The sequence below is a fragment of the Streptococcus sp. SM5 genome, assembly GCF_027497975.1.
The window spans coordinates 189,490-207,843 of record NZ_JAJNSC010000001.1 but is presented as its reverse complement, the minus strand read 5'-3'; the positions used below and the strand labels follow the sequence as shown (position 1 = coordinate 207,843).

General features: G+C 40.0%; 16 protein-coding genes and 1 other annotated feature. All 16 genes read left to right on the top strand.

Going from position 1 to position 18,354, the window contains the following annotated elements:
* Positions 1-18: 18 nt before the first annotated feature.
* Entirely contained in the window at positions 19-1,821 is a 1,803-nt protein-coding gene (pepF, locus tag PAN07_RS00940) for an oligoendopeptidase F (protein WP_269796717.1), read from the top strand.
* A gap of 1 nt (position 1,822) precedes the next feature.
* Positions 1,823-2,536 (top strand): O-methyltransferase, encoded by a 714-nt coding sequence (locus tag PAN07_RS00935; protein ID WP_080975942.1) that lies wholly within the window; start codon positions 1,823-1,825, stop codon positions 2,534-2,536.
* Positions 2,537-2,602: 66 nt separating this feature from the next.
* Positions 2,603-3,541, top strand: coding sequence for a peptidylprolyl isomerase PrsA (gene prsA / locus PAN07_RS00930; RefSeq protein WP_125447136.1), 939 nt, complete (start codon positions 2,603-2,605; stop codon positions 3,539-3,541).
* Positions 3,542-3,702: 161 nt separating this feature from the next.
* The gene (locus tag PAN07_RS00925; RefSeq protein WP_269796716.1) at positions 3,703-4,926 is read left to right on the top strand and encodes an FtsW/RodA/SpoVE family cell cycle protein; all 1,224 of its coding nucleotides are present in this window, start codon (positions 3,703-3,705) and stop codon (positions 4,924-4,926) included.
* A gap of 24 nt (positions 4,927-4,950) precedes the next feature.
* Positions 4,951-7,647 carry a phosphoenolpyruvate carboxylase gene (ppc, locus tag PAN07_RS00920; protein WP_269796715.1) on the top strand — a complete coding sequence of 899 codons (2,697 nt, stop codon included), beginning with the start codon at positions 4,951-4,953 and terminating at the stop codon, positions 7,645-7,647.
* Positions 7,648-7,743: 96 nt separating this feature from the next.
* Positions 7,744-7,961, top strand: a binding site (T-box leader).
* A 112-nt stretch (positions 7,962-8,073) separates the two neighbouring features.
* Complete coding sequence (trpX, locus tag PAN07_RS00915) at positions 8,074-9,069, top strand: tryptophan ABC transporter substrate-binding protein (RefSeq protein WP_061864128.1); 996 nt, start codon at positions 8,074-8,076, stop codon at positions 9,067-9,069.
* A gap of 75 nt (positions 9,070-9,144) precedes the next feature.
* On the top strand, positions 9,145-10,011 hold the full coding sequence (locus tag PAN07_RS00910; RefSeq protein WP_004234420.1) for an ABC transporter permease: 867 nt from the start codon (positions 9,145-9,147) through the stop codon (positions 10,009-10,011).
* Positions 10,008-10,766, top strand: coding sequence for an ABC transporter ATP-binding protein (locus PAN07_RS00905; RefSeq protein ID WP_218493494.1), 759 nt, complete (start codon positions 10,008-10,010; stop codon positions 10,764-10,766). Before PAN07_RS00910 ends, PAN07_RS00905 begins: the two co-directional genes overlap by 4 nt.
* A gap of 89 nt (positions 10,767-10,855) precedes the next feature.
* Positions 10,856-12,616, top strand: a complete 1,761-nt coding sequence (gene dnaG, locus PAN07_RS00900) for a DNA primase (RefSeq protein WP_269796714.1) — start codon at positions 10,856-10,858, stop codon at positions 12,614-12,616.
* Between the two features lie 2 nt (positions 12,617-12,618).
* Entirely contained in the window at positions 12,619-13,728 is a 1,110-nt protein-coding gene (rpoD, locus tag PAN07_RS00895) for an RNA polymerase sigma factor RpoD (protein WP_000201903.1), read from the top strand.
* 13 nt (positions 13,729-13,741) lie between these two features.
* Positions 13,742-14,071, top strand: a complete 330-nt coding sequence (locus PAN07_RS00890; RefSeq protein WP_000331921.1) for a metal-sulfur cluster assembly factor — start codon at positions 13,742-13,744, stop codon at positions 14,069-14,071.
* Positions 14,072-14,186: 115 nt separating this feature from the next.
* Complete coding sequence (gene cpoA, locus PAN07_RS00885) at positions 14,187-15,230, top strand: alpha-galactosylglucosyldiacylglycerol synthase (protein ID WP_269796713.1); 1,044 nt, start codon at positions 14,187-14,189, stop codon at positions 15,228-15,230.
* Positions 15,231-15,245: 15 nt separating this feature from the next.
* Positions 15,246-16,571 (top strand): glycosyltransferase family 4 protein, encoded by a 1,326-nt coding sequence (locus tag PAN07_RS00880; RefSeq protein WP_269796712.1) that lies wholly within the window; start codon positions 15,246-15,248, stop codon positions 16,569-16,571.
* A gap of 29 nt (positions 16,572-16,600) precedes the next feature.
* Positions 16,601-16,777 carry a PspC domain-containing protein gene (locus PAN07_RS00875; protein ID WP_084947671.1) on the top strand — a complete coding sequence of 59 codons (177 nt, stop codon included), beginning with the start codon at positions 16,601-16,603 and terminating at the stop codon, positions 16,775-16,777.
* A gap of 58 nt (positions 16,778-16,835) precedes the next feature.
* Positions 16,836-16,970 carry a DUF4044 domain-containing protein gene (locus PAN07_RS00870; protein WP_000863859.1) on the top strand — a complete coding sequence of 45 codons (135 nt, stop codon included), beginning with the start codon at positions 16,836-16,838 and terminating at the stop codon, positions 16,968-16,970.
* 64 nt (positions 16,971-17,034) lie between these two features.
* Positions 17,035-18,345, top strand: a complete 1,311-nt coding sequence (obgE, locus tag PAN07_RS00865) for a GTPase ObgE (RefSeq protein WP_125393713.1) — start codon at positions 17,035-17,037, stop codon at positions 18,343-18,345.
* Positions 18,346-18,354: the final 9 nt, after the last annotated feature.

Genomic DNA, 18,354 nt, shown 5'->3' with positions numbered 1-18,354 from the left:
AAAGGATGGAGGAATCTAATGGTATTACAAAGACATGAAATAAATGAAAAAGATACATGGGATCTATCAACGATTTACCCAACTGACCAGGCTTGGGAAGAAGCTTTAAAAGATTTAACAGAACAATTGGAGACAGTAGCCCAGTATGAAGGCCATCTCCTGGATAGTGCGGATAGCCTACTCGAAATTACTGAATTTTCTCTTGAAATGGAACGTCAAATGGAGAAGCTTTACGTTTATGCTCATATGAAAAATGACCAGGACACACGTGAAGCTAAGTATCAAGAGTATTACGCCAAAGCAATGACTCTCTATAGCCAGCTAGACCAAGCCTTTTCATTCTATGAACCTGAATTTATGGAAATCAGTGAAAAGCAGTATGCTGACTTTTTAGAAGCTCAACCAAAATTACAGGTTTATCAACACTATTTTGACAAGCTTTTGCAAGGCAAGGAACACGTTCTTTCACAACGTGAAGAAGAATTATTAGCTGGAGCTGGGGAAATCTTTGGTTCGGCAAGTGAAACCTTCGCTATCTTGGACAATGCGGATATTGTGTTCCCTTATGTCCTCGACGATGATGGTAAGGAAGTTCAGCTATCTCATGGGACTTACACACGTTTGATGGAGTCTAAAAATCGTGAGGTTCGTCGTGGTGCTTATCAAGCCCTTTATGCGACTTATGAACAATTCCAACATACCTATGCCAAAACCTTGCAAACCAATGTTAAGGTGCAAAACTATCGTGCCAAAGTTCGCAACTACAAGAGCGCTCGTCATGCAGCCCTAGCAGCCAATTTTGTTCCAGAAAGTGTTTATGACAATTTGGTAGCAGCAGTTCGCAAGCATTTGCCACTCTTGCATCGTTACCTTGAACTTCGTTCAAAGATTTTGGGGATTTCAGACCTCAAGATGTACGATGTCTACACACCACTTTCATCTGTTGAATACAGTTTTACTTATGAAGAAGCCTTGAAAAAAGCAGAAGAAGCTTTGGCAGTATTGGGAGAGGATTACTTGAGCCGTGTTAAACGTGCCTTCAGTGAGCGTTGGATTGATGTTTACGAAAACCAAGGCAAGCGTTCAGGGGCTTACTCTGGTGGTTCTTACGATACAAATGCCTTTATGCTTCTCAACTGGCAGGACAATCTAGACAATCTCTTTACTCTTGTCCATGAGACTGGTCACAGTATGCATTCAAGCTATACTCGTGAAACTCAGCCTTATGTTTACGGAGATTACTCTATCTTCTTGGCTGAGATCGCTTCAACTACCAATGAAAATATCTTGACGGAGAAATTATTGGAAGAAGTGGAAGACGACGCAACGCGCTTTGCTATTCTCAATAACTTCCTAGACGGTTTCCGTGGAACAGTTTTCCGCCAAACTCAATTTGCTGAGTTTGAACACGCGATTCACCAAGCGGATCAAAATGGTGAAGTCTTGACAAGCGATTTCTTAAATAAACTCTACGCAGACTTGAACCAAGAGTATTATGGTTTGAGTAAGGAAGACAATCCTGAAATCCAATACGAGTGGGCTCGAATTCCACACTTCTACTATAACTACTATGTATACCAATATTCAACTGGCTTTGCAGCAGCCTCAGCCTTGGCTGAAAAGATTGTCCATGGTAGTCAAGAAGACCGTGACCGCTATATCGACTATCTCAAGGCAGGTAAATCTGACTATCCACTTAATGTCATGAGAAAAGCTGGTGTTGATATGGAGAAGGAAGACTATCTCAACGATGCCTTTACAGTCTTTGAACGTCGTTTGAATGAGTTTGAAGCCCTTGTTGAAAAATTGAGATTGGCATAAGATGGTTGAATCGTATAGTAAAAATGCCAACCATAACATGCGTCGTCCTGTTGTCAAAGAAGAAATTGTGGACTTGATGCGTCAGCGCCAAAAGCAAGTCACAGGATCTTTGAAAGAATTGGAAGACTTTGCTCGCAAGGAAAATATTCCCATTATTCCTCATGAAACGGTTGCTTATTTCCGTTTTCTCATGGAAACCATGCGACCTAAAAATATTCTGGAAATTGGGACGGCTATCGGTTTTTCAGCCCTCTTGATGGCTGAACATGCGCCAAATGCTAAGATTACAACCATTGACCGCAATCCAGAAATGATTGGATTTGCCAAGGAAAATTTCACCCAGTTTGACAGTCGCAAGCAAATTACGCTCCTAGAAGGAGATGCGGTAGATGTCTTATCTACCTTGACAGAGTCCTATGATTTCGTCTTTATGGATTCAGCCAAGTCTAAATACATCGTCTTTCTGCCAGAAATCCTCAAACATTTGGAAGTCGGTGGTGTGGTTGTCTTGGATGATATTTTTCAAGGTGGTGATGTTGCCAAGGACATTATGGAGGTTCGTCGTGGCCAGCGAACTATTTATCGAGGCCTTCAAAAATTATTTGATGCAACTTTAGACAATCCAGGACTCACTGCAACATTAGTACCTTTAGGGGACGGCATTCTCATGCTTCGTAAAAATGTAGCAGATGTTCAATTACTTGACAGCGAATAATTTTCAGAAAAATTTAAGAAAATATAGTAAAATAGATAGGGTAACACTTATCTCAAAGGAGTAGACATGAAGAAAAAACTATTGGCAGGTGCCATTACACTATTATCAGTAGCAACTTTAGCAGCTTGTTCGAAAGGTTCAGAAGGGGCAGACCTTATCAGCATGAAAGGGGATGTCATCACAGAACATCAATTTTATGAGCAAGTGAAAATCAATCCTTCAGCCCAACAAGTCTTGTTGAACATGACCATCCAAAAAGTATTTGAGAAGCAATATGGCTCAGAGGTAGATGACAAAGAAATCGATGAAATCATTTCTGGAGAAGAAAAACAATATGGTGAGAATTACCAACGTGTCTTATCACAATCAGGTATGACTCTTGAAACACGTAAAGCACAAATTCGTACAAGTAAATTAGTTGAATTTGCAGTTAAAAAGGCTGCAGAAGCTGAATTAACTGATGAAGCCTATAAGAAAGCATTTGAGAACTATACTCCGGACGTAACTGCTCAAATTATTCGTTTTGATAATGAAGATAAGGCTAAAGAAATTCTTGAAAAAGCTAAGGCTAGTGATGCAGACTTTGCTCAATTAGCTAAAGATAACTCAACTGATGAGAAAACCAAAGCGAATGGTGGTGAAATCACTTTTGATTCAGCTTCAACAGAAGTACCAGATCAAGTTAAGAAAGCAGCTTTTGCCTTGGATGTTAACGGCATTTCTGATGTCATTACAGCTACTGGTACTCAAGCATACAGCAGTCAATATTACATTGTAAAACTCATTAAGAAAACAGAAAAGTCATCTAATATCGATGACTACAAAGAAAAATTGAAAACTGTTATCTTGGCTCAAAAACAAAATGATGCATCATTTGTTCAAAGTATTGTCGGAAAAGAATTGCAAGCAGCCAATATCAAGGTTAAAGACCAAGCCTTCCAAAATATCTTTACCCAATATATCGGTGGTGGCGATTCAAGCTCAAGCAGTTCTTCAAAAGAATAAAACAGAAAAGAGCCAAGTGCTCTTTTTCTTATGAGAAAATCTTCTATCTTAAAGGGTAAGAGTTTTTTTCTTTCGGAAAAAATGGTATAATAGCAATCAAAACTAGAAAATAAACGGAATTTGGGAATAATTTCTTTTGTTCTCATTAGATTGGTGATACTATGAAGATTAGTAAGAGGCACCTGTTAAACTATTCTATTCTAGTTCCTTACTTACTTTTATCTATTTTGGGCTTGATTGTAGTTTATTCTACAACCAGTGCCATTCTTATCGAAGAAGGTAAAAGTGCCCTCCAATTGGTTCGAAGTCAGGGAATGTTTTGGATACTTAGTTTAATATTGATTGCCTTGATATATAAGCTGAAACTGAATTTTTTAAGAAAAGAACGACTGCTATTTATTGTTATGTTTGTTGAGCTGATTCTTTTGGCTCTGGCTCGCTTAATTGGTACGCCAGTCAATGGAGCCTATGGTTGGATTTCAGTAGGACCTTTGACCATTCAGCCAGCTGAGTATTTGAAGATTATCATCGTCTGGTACTTGGCCCAACGTTTCTCAAAACAACAGGATGAAATTGGGATTTACGATTTTCAAGTTTTAACTCAAAATCAATGGATTCCTCGTGCTTTTAATGATTGGCGCTTCGTCCTACTAGTAATGATAGGAAGTTTAGCTATTTTCCCAGATCTGGGGAATGCTACCATCCTAGCTCTGGTCGCCTTGATTATGTATACAGTTAGTGGAATTGCTCATCGTTGGTTTATAGCCTTTATCGGTGTATTATTTGGAGTTTCAGCCCTATCCTTATCAGCTATTTCTATGATCGGGGTTGATAAGTTTTCAAAAGTTCCAGTATTTGGTTACGTTGCTAAGCGTTTCAGTGCCTACTTTAATCCCTTTGCCGATTTGGCAGGAGCAGGCCACCAACTTGCAAATTCCTACTTTGCCATGGTAAATGGTGGTTGGTTTGGTCTAGGATTAGGAAATTCAATCGAAAAACGTGGTTATTTACCAGAGGCTCATACAGACTTTGTATTTTCAATTGTCATTGAAGAGTTTGGATTTGTGGGAGCCAGCTTGATTTTAGCCCTTGTCTTTTTCCTGATTTTGCGGATTATCCTAGTCGGTATTCGTGCTAAGAATCCCTTTAATTCCATGATGGCGATTGGGGTTGGGGGGATGATGCTGGTACAGGTATTTGTCAATATCGGTGGAATTTCTGGCATTATTCCTTCGACAGGAGTAACCTTCCCCTTCTTATCACAAGGAGGGAACAGTCTCCTAGTCTTGTCTGTAGCCATTGCTTTTGTCTTAAATATTGATGCAAGTGAAAAACGTGCCCAATTATATGAGGAGTTAGAAACTCACTCATCAAACTATATGTAGAGTTGATAGTGGAAAGGATTACCTATGTCTCTTCAAAAATTAGAAAACTATAGTAATAAAGCTGTCGTGCAAGAAGAAGTATTGATTTTAACAGAATTGTTAGAAGATATCACTAAAAATATGCTTGCCCCAGAGACTTTTGCAAAAATCATGGAGTTGAAAGAATTATCAACTCAAGAAGATTATCAGGGCTTGAACCAATTGGTTACGAGTCTGTCAAATGATGAAATGGCTTATATTTCACGCTATTTCTCTATCTTGCCTCTTTTGATTAATATTTCAGAAGACGTGGATTTGGCCTATGAAATCAACCATCAAAATAATATCGATCAAGATTATCTTGGGAAATTATCAGCAACGATCAAAATGGTTGCAGAAAAAGAAAATGCAGTTGAAATTCTAGAACATTTGAATGTTGTCCCTGTTTTGACTGCCCATCCAACACAAGTACAACGTAAGAGTATGTTGGATTTGACCAATCATATCCATACCCTTTTGCGTAAGTATCGTGATGTGAAATTAGGCTTGATTAATAAGGAAAAATGGCATAATGATCTCCGTCGTTACATTGAGATTATCATGCAGACAGACATGATTCGTGAAAAGAAATTGAAAGTAACCAATGAAATCACGAATGTTATGGAATACTACAATAGTTCATTCCTGAAGGCAGTTCCTCATTTGACTGCTGAGTACAAGCGTCTGGCTAAAAAACATGGCTTGGAGTTAAAACATCCTAAACCAATTACCATGGGTATGTGGATTGGTGGAGACCGTGATGGGAATCCTTTTGTTACAGCAGATACCTTGAAACAATCTGCTATGACTCAGTGTGAAGTCATCATGAACTACTATGATGAAAAAATTTACCAACTTTATCGTGAGTTCTCTCTCTCAACCAGTATTGTCAATGTGAGCAAGCAAGTCAGAGAAATGGCTCGTCAGTCTAAGGATAACTCGATTTATCGTGAAAAAGAGCTTTACCGTCGTGCCTTGTTTGATATTCAATCAAAAATCCAAGCAACAAAAACCTATCTGATTGAGGATAAGGAAGTTGGGGCTCGCTATGAAACAGCTAATGATTTTTATAAGGATTTAATTACCATTCGTGATTCCCTCTTGGAAAACAAGGGTGAAGCACTGATTTCTGGTGATTTTGTTGAGTTAATTCAGGCAGTTGAAATTTTTGGTTTCTATTTGGCATCTATTGACATGCGTCAAGATTCTAGTGTTCATGAAGCCTGTGTAGCTGAACTCTTGAAATCAGCAGGTATTCATTCTCATTATAGCGAACTAAGTGAAGAAGAAAAATGCCAGCTTCTCTTGAAAGAATTGGAAGAAGATCCACGTATTCTTTCTGCCACTCATGTTGAAAAATCAGAGTTACTTGAAAAAGAATTAGAAATCTTTAAGGCTGCTCGTAAGTTGAAAGATAAGTTGGGAGATGATGTCATTCGTCAGACAATCATTTCACATGCAACCAGCGTATCAGACATGTTGGAATTGGCTATCTTGCTAAAAGAAGTAGGGTTAGTTGATAAAGAAAGAGCCCGTGTCCAAATCGTTCCTCTCTTTGAGACAATTGAGGACTTGGATCACTCAGAAGAAACTATGAGAGAATACCTTTCTCTTCCTCTTGCTAAGAAATGGATTGCTTCGCGCAATAATTACCAAGAAATCATGCTTGGCTACTCTGATAGTAATAAAGATGGTGGTTACCTTTCATCATGTTGGACTCTCTACAAGGCTCAACAACAACTGACTGCCATTGGAGATGAATTTGGTGTTAAGGTTACCTTCTTCCATGGTCGTGGTGGAACTGTCGGTCGTGGTGGTGGACCAACCTATGAAGCTATCACATCTCAACCGCTTAAGTCTATCAAGGACCGTATCCGCTTGACAGAGCAGGGGGAAGTAATTGGGAATAAATACGGTAACAAAGATGCTGCCTATTATAACCTTGAAATGTTAGTATCTGCAGCCATTAACCGTATGATTACTCAGAAGAAGAGCGATACCAATACATCCAATCGTTATGAAGCTATTATGGACCAAGTGGTGGACTGCAGTTACGATATCTACCGTGATTTGGTCTTTGGCAATGACCATTTCTATGATTATTTCTTTGAGTCAAGTCCAATCAAGGCTATTTCAAGCTTTAATATCGGTTCACGTCCAGCTGCTCGTAAGACGATTACTGAAATCGGTGGTTTACGCGCTATCCCTTGGGTATTCTCATGGTCGCAAAGCCGTGTCATGTTCCCTGGCTGGTATGGAGTTGGTTCAAGCTTCAAAGAATTTATTGATAAGAATCCAGAAAATATCGCTATCCTACGAGATATGTACCAAAATTGGCCTTTCTTCCAGTCACTTCTTTCAAATGTTGACATGGTCTTGTCAAAATCAAATATGAATATTGCTTTTGAATATGCCAAACTTTGTGAAGATGATCAAGTAAAAGCGATTTATGAGACTATTCTAAATGAATGGCAAGTTACCAAGGAAGTCATCTTGGCTATCGAAGGTTACGATGAACTCTTGGCTGAAAATCCATATCTAAAAGCAAGTTTGGATTACCGTATGCCTTACTTTAATATTCTCAACTATATCCAGTTGGAGTTGATTAAACGTCAACGTCGTGGAGAATTATCAAGCGATCAAGAAAAATTAATCCATACAACCATCAACGGAATTGCGACAGGATTGCGTAATTCAGGCTGATACCTATCAAACTTCCTCTTTTCTATAGGGGAAGTTTTTGAATAGTTCAAAAAAATGCTAAAAGAGTCTTGACAAGTATTTGAAAAATGATATAATTTAACCATTCAGAAAAGTAATCATATAAACTTTTTAGAGAGTCTGTGGTAGCTGAAAACAGATAAGTGGTGATGATGAAGATTGGGCTGAATGTTATTTAGAATTTGAAATCATAAAAATTCGGTGAGCACACCTTACAGTGCATCTCGTTATTGCGAGACAGAGTGATAGGGAAATTCCCTATAATTGAGGTGGTACCGCGCATCGACGTCCTCACACAAGTTTTTTGTGTGAGGACTTTTTTGATGGAGGTTAGTATGGAAAGAAAACGATGGCGTCGCTTGTTTAGATAAGTGAAGTATTTTAAAGGAATTAAAAAGGAGAAATAGAATGAAAAATAAACGTTTAATTGGAATTATCGCTGCATTAGCGGTCTTAGTAGCAGGAAGCTTGATTTACTCTTCAATGAATAAACCAGAAGCTAAAAATGAAAAGAAAGTTGCCAAAGTTGGTGTCCTTCAGTTTGTAAGCCATCCATCTCTTGACTTGATTTATAAGGGAATCCAAGATGGACTTGCAGAAGAAGGTTATAAAGATGATCAACTTAAAATCGATTTTATGAACTCAGAAGGTGACCAAAGTAAGGTTGCGACAATGAGTAAACAATTGGTTGCAAATGGGAATGACCTAGTAGTAGGGATTGCAACACCAGCTGCTCAAGGCTTGGCTAGTGCCACAAAAGACCTACCGGTTATCATGGCTGCTATTACAGACCCAATTGGTGCTAACTTGGTCAAAGATTTGAAAAAACCAGGTGGCAACATCACAGGGGTATCTGACCATAATCCAGCTCAACAACAAGTTGAACTTATCAAAGCTCTCACACCAAATGTGAAAACAATTGGAGCTCTTTATTCAAGCAGCGAAGACAATTCAAAAACACAGGTAGAAGAATTTAAGGCTTTTGCTGAAAAAGCAGGTTTGACAGTCGAAACATTTGCTGTTCCTTCAACAAATGAAATTGCTTCAACAGTCAACGTTATGACTAGCAAGGTCGATGCTATCTGGGTTCCAATCGACAACACCATTGCTTCAGCCTTCTCAACAGTTGTATCAAGTAATCAATCCGCTAAGAAACCAATTTATCCAAGCGCGACTGCCATGGTAGAAGCAGGTGGTTTGGCATCAGTTGTAGTTGACCAACACGACCTTGGTGTGGCAACAGGTAAAATGATTGCACAAGTCTTGAAAGGTGCAAAACCAGCTGAAACTCCAGTCAATGTCTTTTCAACTGGTAAGTCAGTAATTAACAAAAAATTGGCACAAGAGCTAGGTATTACGATTCCTGAATCTGTTCTAAAAGAAGCAGGACAAGTGATTGAATAATCTACAATGGAGGAGTTGGGGACATCTCCTCCAATTTTTTACAATAGAAATCATATAGAAAAGGTTAAGAAACAGATGATATTATCTATTATTTCTCAAGGATTTGTCTGGGCTATTCTAGGTCTGGGGATCTTTATGACATTTAGGATTTTGAACTTTCCAGATATGACGACAGAAGGTTCCTTCCCTCTTGGGGGAGCTGTTGCTGTCACTTTGATAACCAAAGGAGTGAACCCATTTTTAGCGACTCTTGTTGCTGTAGGAGCAGGTTGTTTGGCTGGAATGGCAGCAGGACTTCTTTATACAAAAGGGAAGATCCCAACCTTGCTCTCAGGGATTTTGGTGATGACTTCCTGTCACTCTATCATGCTCTTGATTATGGGACGTGCAAATTTAGGATTGCTTGGAACCAAGCAAATCCAGGATGTTTTGCCTTTTGATTCAGATTTGAACCAACTCTTGACAGGTCTCATCTTTGTCAGTCTTGTTATTGCTCTCATGCTCTTTTTCTTGGATACCAAACTCGGACAAGCCTATATTGCTACAGGTGACAATCCTGATATGGCTAGAAGTTTCGGGATTCATACTGGGCGCATGGAGCTTATGGGGTTGGTCTTATCAAATGGTGTGATTGCCCTTGCAGGGGCTCTTATTGCCCAGCAAGAAGGCTATGCTGATGTTTCTCGAGGAATCGGGGTTATCGTTGTGGGGCTTGCAAGTTTGATTATTGGAGAAGTTATCTTCAAGAGTTTGAGCTTGGCAGAGCGTTTGGTTACAATCGTTGTAGGTTCTATCGCTTATCAATTCTTAGTATGGGCTGTTATCGCGCTTGGATTTAACACAAGTTACCTTCGTCTATATAGCGCCGTGATTTTAGCAGTCTGCCTCATGATTCCAACATTTAAGCAAACAATCTTGAAAGGAGCCAAGTTAAGTAAATGACAGCCATTGTAGAATTAAAAAATGCAACCAAAGTCGTTAAAAATGGCTTTGATGAAGAAAAGATTATTTTAAATGATGTTTCCTTAGAAATTTTTGAACGGGACTTTATCACGATTTTGGGTGGAAATGGAGCTGGGAAATCAACTCTCTTTAACACTATTGCAGGAACCTTGTCATTAAGCAGTGGAACTATTCGTATCTTGGGTGAGGATGTTACTAAGTTTTCACCAGAGAAGCGGGCTAAGTATCTGTCTCGTGTCTTCCAAGATCCCAAGATGGGGACAGCTCCCCGTATGACGGTGGCTGAAAATCTTTTGATTGCCAAGTTTCGTGGTGAAAAGCGTGGATTGTTACCACGACGCTTGTCTAGTTATAAGGATGAGTTTCAGGCAACTATTGAAAAAGTGGGAAACGGTCTTGAGAAACACTTGAATACACCGATTGAGTTCTTATCAGGTGGACAAAGACAGGCTTTGAGTCTCTTGATGGCAACCTTGAAGCGCCCTGAATTGCTCTTGTTAGACGAGCATACTGCAGCTCTTGATCCAAAGACCAGTGTCGCACTCATGGAATTGACGGATGAATTTGTCAAGAAAGATCAGCTGACAGCGCTTATGATTACCCACCATATGGAAGATGCTCTCAAATATGGCAATCGTTTAATTGTCATGAAAGAAGGACGAATTATCCAAGATTTGAAACAAGAAGAAAAAGCAAAAATGAAAATCTCTGATTATTATCAGCTCTTTGAATAAAGTAGGGAAAATGCGTGAAATGGTTTACTTTTTTTCTGAAATAAAGTATACTATATAAAGTAAACTATGATAACATGGAGGTATTGTGTATGGTTGACAAACAAGTCATTGAAGAAATCAAAAACAATGCCAACATTGTGGAAGTCATAGGAGATGTGATTTCTTTACAAAAGGCAGGACGGAACTATCTAGGGCTCTGTCCTTTTCATGGTGAAAAAACACCTTCTTTCAACGTTGTAGAAGACAAGCAGTTTTACCACTGTTTTGGTTGTGGTCGCTCTGGTGATGTCTTTAAATTCATCGAGGAGTACCAAGGGGTTCCCTTTATGGAGGCTGTCCAAATCTTAGGTCAGCGTGTCGGGATAGAGGTGGAAAAACCGCTTTATAGTGAACAGAAGCCAGCTTCACCCCACCAAGCTCTTTATGATATGCACGAAGATGCTGCCAAATTTTATCATGCTATTCTCATGACAACGACCATGGGGGAAGAGGCCAGAAATTACCTCTATCAGCGTGGTTTGACAGATGAAGTGCTCAAGCATTTTCGGATTGGTTTAGCACCTCCAGAACGAAACTATCTTTATCAACGTTTGTCTGGTCAGTATCGTGAAGAGGATTTCCTGGATTCAGGACTGTTTTATCTCTCGGATGCTAATCAATTTGTAGACACCTTTCACAATCGAATTATGTTTCCCTTGACCAATGATCAGGGAAAGGTTATTGCCTTCTCAGGTCGTATCTGGCAGAAAACGGATTCACAAACTTCTAAGTATAAAAATAGTCGATCGACTGCAATTTTTAACAAAAGTTACGAATTATATCATATGGATAGGGCTAAAAAATCTTCTGGTAAAGCCAGTGAGATTTACCTCATGGAAGGATTCATGGATGTCATTGCAGCCTATCGGGCTGGAATCGAAAATGCTGTGGCGTCTATGGGAACGGCCTTGAGTCGAGAGCATGTTGAGCATCTGAAAAGGTTAACCAAGAAGTTGGTTCTAGTTTACGATGGTGATAAGGCTGGGCAAGCGGCGACATTGAAAGCCTTGGATGAAATTGGCGATATGCCTGTGCAGATCGTCAGCATGCCTGATAACTTGGATCCAGATGAGTATCTACAAAAAAATGGTCCAGAAGACTTGGCCTATCTATTAACGAAAACTCGTATTAGTCCGATTGAGTTTTATATTCACCAGTACAAGCCTGAAAATAGTGAAAATCTGCAGGCCCAGATTGAGTTTATTGAAAAAATAGCTCCCTTGATTGTTCAAGAAAAGTCTATCACTGCTCAAAACAGTTATATTCATATTTTAGCTGATAGTCTGGCGTCTTTTGATTATGCCCAGATTGAGCAGATTGTGAATGAGAGCCGTCAGGCACAAAGGCAGAATCGTATGGAAGGAATTTCCAGACCGACGCCAATTACTATGCCTGTCACCAAGCAGTTATCGGCTATTATGAGGGCAGAAGCCCATCTACTTTATCGAATGATGGAATCTCCCCTTATTTTGAATGATTACCGTTTGCGAGAAGATTTTGCATTTGACACACCTGAATTTCAGGTCTTATATGACTTGCTTGGTCAGTATGGCAATCTTCCTCCAGAAGTTCTAGCAGAACAGACAGAGGAAGTTGAAAGAGCTTGGTATCAAATCTTAGCTCAGGATTTGCCTGTTGAGATGTCTCCGCAGGAACTAAGTGAAGTAGAAATGACTCGAAATAAGGCTCTCTTGAATCAGGATAATATGAGAATCAAAAAGAAGGTGCAGGAAGCTAGCCATGTAGGAGATACCGATACAGCCCTAGAAGAATTGGAACGTTTAATTTCCCAAAAGAGAAGAATGGAGTAATAATGGCAACAAAACAAAAAGAAGTAACAACATTTGACGTACAAGTAGCAGAATTTATCCGTAATCATAAACAAAAAGGGACAGCAACAGATGATGAAATCAATGCTAGTCTAGTCATTCCTTTTACCTTGGATGCTGATGGGATTGAAGACCTTTTGCAACGAATTCAGGATGCAGGGATTTCAATCACAGATAACGAAGGAAATCCAAGTGCGCGTGTTCTTAGCACTGAAGAAGAGCCAGAACTCAGCGATGAGGACTTGATTGGATCAACTTCGGCTAAGGTTAATGACCCTGTTCGTATGTACTTGAAAGAAATCGGGGTCGTACCTCTCTTGACCAATGAAGAGGAAAAAGAATTGGCGCTTGCTGTTGAAGCTGGCGATATCGAAGCCAAACAACGCCTTGCGGAAGCCAACCTTCGTTTGGTTGTTTCTATTGCTAAACGCTATGTCGGCCGTGGTATGCAGTTCCTTGACTTGATTCAAGAAGGGAACATGGGCTTGATGAAGGCGGTTGACAAGTTTGACTATTCTAAAGGATTTAAGTTCTCAACTTACGCAACTTGGTGGATTCGTCAGGCCATCACTCGTGCTATTGCGGATCAAGCTCGTACCATCCGTATCCCTGTCCACATGGTTGAAACCATTAATAAATTGGTTCGTGAACAGCGTAATCTTCTTCAAGAATTGGGACAAGATCCAACACCTGAGCAAATCGCTGAACGTATGGATATGACTCCTGACAAGGTTCGTGAAATCTTGAAGATTGCTCAAGAACCAGTATCTCTTGAAACGCCAATCGGTGAAGAGGATGATAGCCACCTTGGGGACTTTATCGAAGACGAAGTGATTGAAAATCCAGTGGACTACACAACTCGTATCGTCTTGCGTGAGCAGTTGGATGAGGTCTTGGATACTCTTACAGACCGTGAAGAAAATGTTCTACGTTTGCGTTTTGGACTAGATGATGGGAAAATGCGCACCCTTGAAGATGTTGGTAAAGTCTTTAACGTGACCCGTGAGCGTATCCGTCAGATTGAAGCCAAGGCTTTGAGAAAACTACGTCAACCAAGTCGCAGCAAACCGCTTCGTGATTTTATTGAAGACTAGGAGTGAGGAAAATATGGCTTATACAGAAGAGCAAATTGATAACATCAAAACACGCATTTTAACAGCCTTGGAAGAAGTCATTGACCCTGAGTTGGGAATCGATATTGTCAATCTTGGTTTGATTTATGAAATTCGTTTTGATGGTGACACAGGGCAAACAGAGATTGATATGACTTTGACAACTATGGGTTGTCCCCTAGCAGACCTTTTGACAGACCAGATTTATGATGCCATGACAGAGGTCCCAGAAGTAACGGATACTGAGGTCAAATTGGTTTGGTATCCAGCCTGGACTGTTGAAAAAATGAGTCGCTATGCACGCATTGCCCTAGGCATTAAGTAAACAGATAAAAGGATGTGAGAGATTATTGGAATAGGGAGGAAATTTCCCCCTCTTTTCCTCTAGTCTCTCCTTTCTTTTGCTGATTTTATTCAAAGAAAATGATATAATAGTAGCTATGGAAAAAAAGAAATTACGCATCAATATGTTGAGTTCAAGTGAGAAAGTAGCAGGGCAAGGAGTTTCAGGTGCTTACCGTGAATTAGTTCGTCTTCTTCACCGTGATGCCAAGGATCAATTGATTGTTACTGAAAATCTACCAATTGAGGCAGATGTGACTCACTTTCATACGATTGATTTCCCCTATTATTTATCAACCTTCCAAAAGAAACGCTCAGGGAGAAAAATTGGCTATGTGCATTTTTTGCCTGATACACTTGAGGGGAGTTTGAAGATTCCATTTTTCTTAAAGGGAATTGTTAAACGCTATGTATTTTCTTTTTACAATCGAATGGAGCACTTGGTTGTGGTCAATCCTATGTTTATTGAGGATTTGGTGGCAGCAGGTATTCCACGTGAAAAAGTGACCTATATTCCTAACTTTGTAAACAAGGAAAAATGGCATTCTCTTCCACAAGAAGAGGTAGCGAGACTGCGAACAGATCTAGGTCTTAGTGACAATCAGTTTATCGTAGTAGGTGCTGGGCAAGTTCAGAAACGCAAAGGAATTGATGACTTTATCCGTCTGGCTGAGGAATTGCCGCAAATTACCTTTATCTGGGCAGGTGGTTTCTCTTTTGGTGGTATGACAGATGGTTATGAACGTTACAAGAAAATCATGGAGAATCCCCCTAAAAATTTGATTTTTCCAGGTATTGTATCGCCAGAGCGGATGCGCGAATTGTATGCCCTAGCGGATCTTTTCTTGTTGCCTAGTTATAATGAGCTCTTTCCGATGACGATTTTAGAGGCTGCCAGTTGTGAAGCTCCGATTATGTTGCGTGATTTAGATCTTTATAAGGTAATTTTGGATGGAGATTATCGGGCGACAGCAGATAGAGAAGAGATGAAAGAAGCTATTCTGGAATATCAAGCGAATCCTGCTGCTTTAAAAGATTTGAAAGAAAAAGCTAAGAATATTTCTAGAGAGTATTCTGAAGAGCATCTGTTACAAATCTGGTTGGACTTTTATGAGAAACAAGCCGCTTTAGGGAGAAAGTAAAAAGTGAGGTAATCTATGCGAATTGGTTTATTTACAGATACCTATTTTCCTCAGGTTTCAGGTGTTGCGACCAGTATTCGAACCTTGAAAACCGAACTTGAAAAGCAGGGACATGCTGTTTTTATCTTTACAACGACAGATAAGGATGTCAATCGTTATGAAGATTGGCAAATTATCCGCATTCCAAGTGTTCCTTTCTTTGCTTTTAAAGATCGTCGCTTTGCCTATCGAGGTTTCAGCAAGGCGCTTGAAATTGCTAAACAATATCAGCTAGATATTATCCATACTCAGACAGAATTTTCTCTTGGTCTGTTGGGGATTTGGATTGCACGTGAATTGAAGATTCCAGTCATCCATACCTATCACACCCAATACGAAGACTATGTACATTATATTGCCAAAGGGATGTTGATTCGTCCTAGTATGGTCAAGTATCTGGTCAGAGGTTTCCTGCACGATGTGGATGGGGTTATTTGCCCGAGTGAGATTGTCCGTGACTTGTTATCTGACTATAAGGTTAAGGTTGAAAAACGGGTCATTCCAACTGGGATTGAATTAGCCAAGTTTGATCGTCCAGAAATCAAGCAAGAAAATCTGGAAGAACTGCGTAGTAAACTAGGGATTCAAGATGATGAAAAGATGTTGCTTAGTCTTTCCAGAATTTCCTATGAAAAAAATATTCAAGCAGTTTTAGCAGCTTTTGCTGATGTTCTGAAAGAGGAAGACAAGGTTAAACTGGTAGTTGCTGGGGATGGCCCTTATCTGAATGACCTCAAAGAGCAAGCCCAGAAACTAGAGATTCAAGACTCCGTTGTCTTTACAGGGATGATTGCTCCTAGTGAGACCGCTCTTTACTATAAGGCGGCAGATTTCTTCATCTCGGCATCGACAAGTGAAACCCAAGGCTTGACCTACTTGGAAAGTTTGGCTAGTGGGACGCCTGTCATTGCACATGGAAATCCTTATCTGGACAATCTTATCAGTGATAAAATGTTTGGAACCTTGTATTATGGTGAACATGATTTGGCTGGAGCTATTCTGGAGGCCCTGATTGCAACGCCAGATATGGATGAGCATACCTTATCAGAGAAATTATATGAGATTTCAGCTGAGAATTTTGGAAAACGGGTGCATGAGTTTTATCTTGATGCTATTATTTCAAATAATTTCCAGAAAGATTTAGCCAAAGATGATACGGTCACTCAGCGTATCTTTAAGACAGTTTTGTATCTACCGCAACAGGTGGTTGCTGTGCCCGTAAAAGGCTCTAGACGCATGCTGAAGGCTTCAAAAACACAGTTAATCAGCATCAGAGATTATTGGAAAGACCATGAGGAATAGAAAGAGGAATAGCTATGAAAAAACAATTGATGAGAAGTGGTAGTGATCAAAAAATTGCTGGTGTTTGTGCCGGAGTGGCTCATTATCTAGATATGGATCCAACTATCGTTCGAGTCATTTGGGGTGTCCTTGCTTGCTGTTACGGAGCGGGAATTGTAGCTTATATCATTTTATGGATTATTGCACCTGTAGCAACTGACTATTGAAAACTAGCTGAATTCATGCTAAGATAATAGAAAATAGAATGTAACGAAGGAGAAAAAAATGGCATTTGGAGATAATGGAAATCGTAAAAAAACTATGTTTGAGAAAATAACCTTGTTTATCGTGATTATCATGCTAGTAGCAAGTTTATTGGGAATTTTTGCAACTGCAATTGGTGCCCTCAGTAATCTATAAAATAGATTCAAGAAAATTTTGTGACTGGGATTTCCCAGCCCTTTTTTAAAGTGAGAAGAAAAAAATGAGTATGTTTTTAGATACAGCCAAGATCAAGGTCAAGGCTGGTAATGGTGGCGATGGTATGGTTGCCTTTCGCCGTGAAAAATATGTCCCTAATGGCGGTCCTTGGGGTGGTGACGGTGGTCGTGGAGGTAATGTAGTCTTCGTTGTAGACGAAGGTCTACGTACTCTCATGGATTTCCGCTATAACCGTCATTTCAAGGCTGATTCTGGTGAAAAAGGAATGACCAAAGGGATGCATGGTCGTGGTGCAGAGGATCTCAGAGTTCGTGTTCCACAAGGTACGACTGTGCGTGATGCTGAGACTGGCAAGGTCTTGACAGATTTGATTGAACATGGTCAAGAATTTATCGTTGCCCACGGTGGTCGTGGTGGACGTGGAAATATCCGCTTTGCGACACCAAAAAATCCTGCACCTGAAATCTCTGAAAATGGAGAACCAGGTCAGGAACGTGAGTTACAATTGGAACTAAAAATCTTGGCTGATGTTGGTTTAGTTGGATTCCCATCTGTTGGGAAATCAACACTTTTAAGTGTTATTACCTCAGCTAAACCTAAAATTGGTGCCTACCACTTTACGACCATTGTGCCAAATCTAGGTATGGTTCGTACCCAATCAGGTGAATCCTTTGCAGTAGCTGATTTACCAGGTTTGATTGAAGGGGCTAGTCAAGGAGTTGGTCTGGGAACTCAGTTCCTCCGTCACATCGAGCGTACACGTGTCATCCTTCATATTATTGATATGTCAGCTAGCGAAGGCCGTGATCCTTATGAGGACTACCTAGCTATCAATAAGGAGTTGGAGTCATACAATCTTCGTCTCATGGAGCGTCCGCAGATTATCGTGGCAAACAAGATGGACATGCCTGATAGTCAGGAAAATCTTGCAGAATTCAAGAAAAAATTGGCTGAAAACTACGATGAATTTGAAGACTTACCAGCTATCTTCCCAATTTCTGGTTTGACCAAGCAAGGTCTAGCTACGCTCTTGGATGCTACAGCTGAATTATTAGACAAGACACCAGAATTCTTGCTCTACGACGAGTCAGATATGGAAGAAGAAGCTTACTATGGATTTGACGAGGAAGAAAAAGCCTTTGAAATTAGTCGTGATGACGATGCAACGTGGGTACTTTCTGGTGAAAAACTCATGAAACTCTTTAATATGACCAACTTTGATCGTGACGAATCAGTCATGAAATTTGCCCGTCAATTACGTGGTATGGGGATTGATGAAGCCCTTCGTGCTCGTGGTGCTAAAGATGGCGATTTGGTCCGCATTGGTAAATTTGAGTTTGAATTTGTAGACTAGGAGACTGGT

Bases quoted from the DNA above. Each gene is read 5' to 3' on its own strand.
- obgE (WP_125393713.1), top strand. From the start codon at position 17,035: ATGAGTATGTTTTTAGATACAGCCAAGATCAAGGTCAAGGCTGGTAAT.
- dnaG (WP_269796714.1), top strand. From the start codon at position 10,856: ATGGTTGACAAACAAGTCATTGAAGAAATCAAAAACAATGCCAACATT.
- ppc (WP_269796715.1), top strand. From the start codon at position 4,951: ATGTCTCTTCAAAAATTAGAAAACTATAGTAATAAAGCTGTCGTGCAA.
- PAN07_RS00875 (WP_084947671.1), top strand. From the start codon at position 16,601: ATGAGAAGTGGTAGTGATCAAAAAATTGCTGGTGTTTGTGCCGGAGTG.
- trpX (WP_061864128.1), top strand. From the start codon at position 8,074: ATGAAAAATAAACGTTTAATTGGAATTATCGCTGCATTAGCGGTCTTA.
- PAN07_RS00910 (WP_004234420.1), top strand. From the start codon at position 9,145: ATGATATTATCTATTATTTCTCAAGGATTTGTCTGGGCTATTCTAGGT.
- prsA (WP_125447136.1), top strand. From the start codon at position 2,603: ATGAAGAAAAAACTATTGGCAGGTGCCATTACACTATTATCAGTAGCA.
- cpoA (WP_269796713.1), top strand. From the start codon at position 14,187: ATGGAAAAAAAGAAATTACGCATCAATATGTTGAGTTCAAGTGAGAAA.
- PAN07_RS00925 (WP_269796716.1), top strand. From the start codon at position 3,703: ATGAAGATTAGTAAGAGGCACCTGTTAAACTATTCTATTCTAGTTCCT.
- pepF (WP_269796717.1), top strand. From the start codon at position 19: ATGGTATTACAAAGACATGAAATAAATGAAAAAGATACATGGGATCTA.
- PAN07_RS00870 (WP_000863859.1), top strand. From the start codon at position 16,836: ATGGCATTTGGAGATAATGGAAATCGTAAAAAAACTATGTTTGAGAAA.
- PAN07_RS00905 (WP_218493494.1), top strand. From the start codon at position 10,008: ATGACAGCCATTGTAGAATTAAAAAATGCAACCAAAGTCGTTAAAAAT.
- PAN07_RS00935 (WP_080975942.1), top strand. From the start codon at position 1,823: ATGGTTGAATCGTATAGTAAAAATGCCAACCATAACATGCGTCGTCCT.
- PAN07_RS00880 (WP_269796712.1), top strand. From the start codon at position 15,246: ATGCGAATTGGTTTATTTACAGATACCTATTTTCCTCAGGTTTCAGGT.
- rpoD (WP_000201903.1), top strand. From the start codon at position 12,619: ATGGCAACAAAACAAAAAGAAGTAACAACATTTGACGTACAAGTAGCA.
- PAN07_RS00890 (WP_000331921.1), top strand. From the start codon at position 13,742: ATGGCTTATACAGAAGAGCAAATTGATAACATCAAAACACGCATTTTA.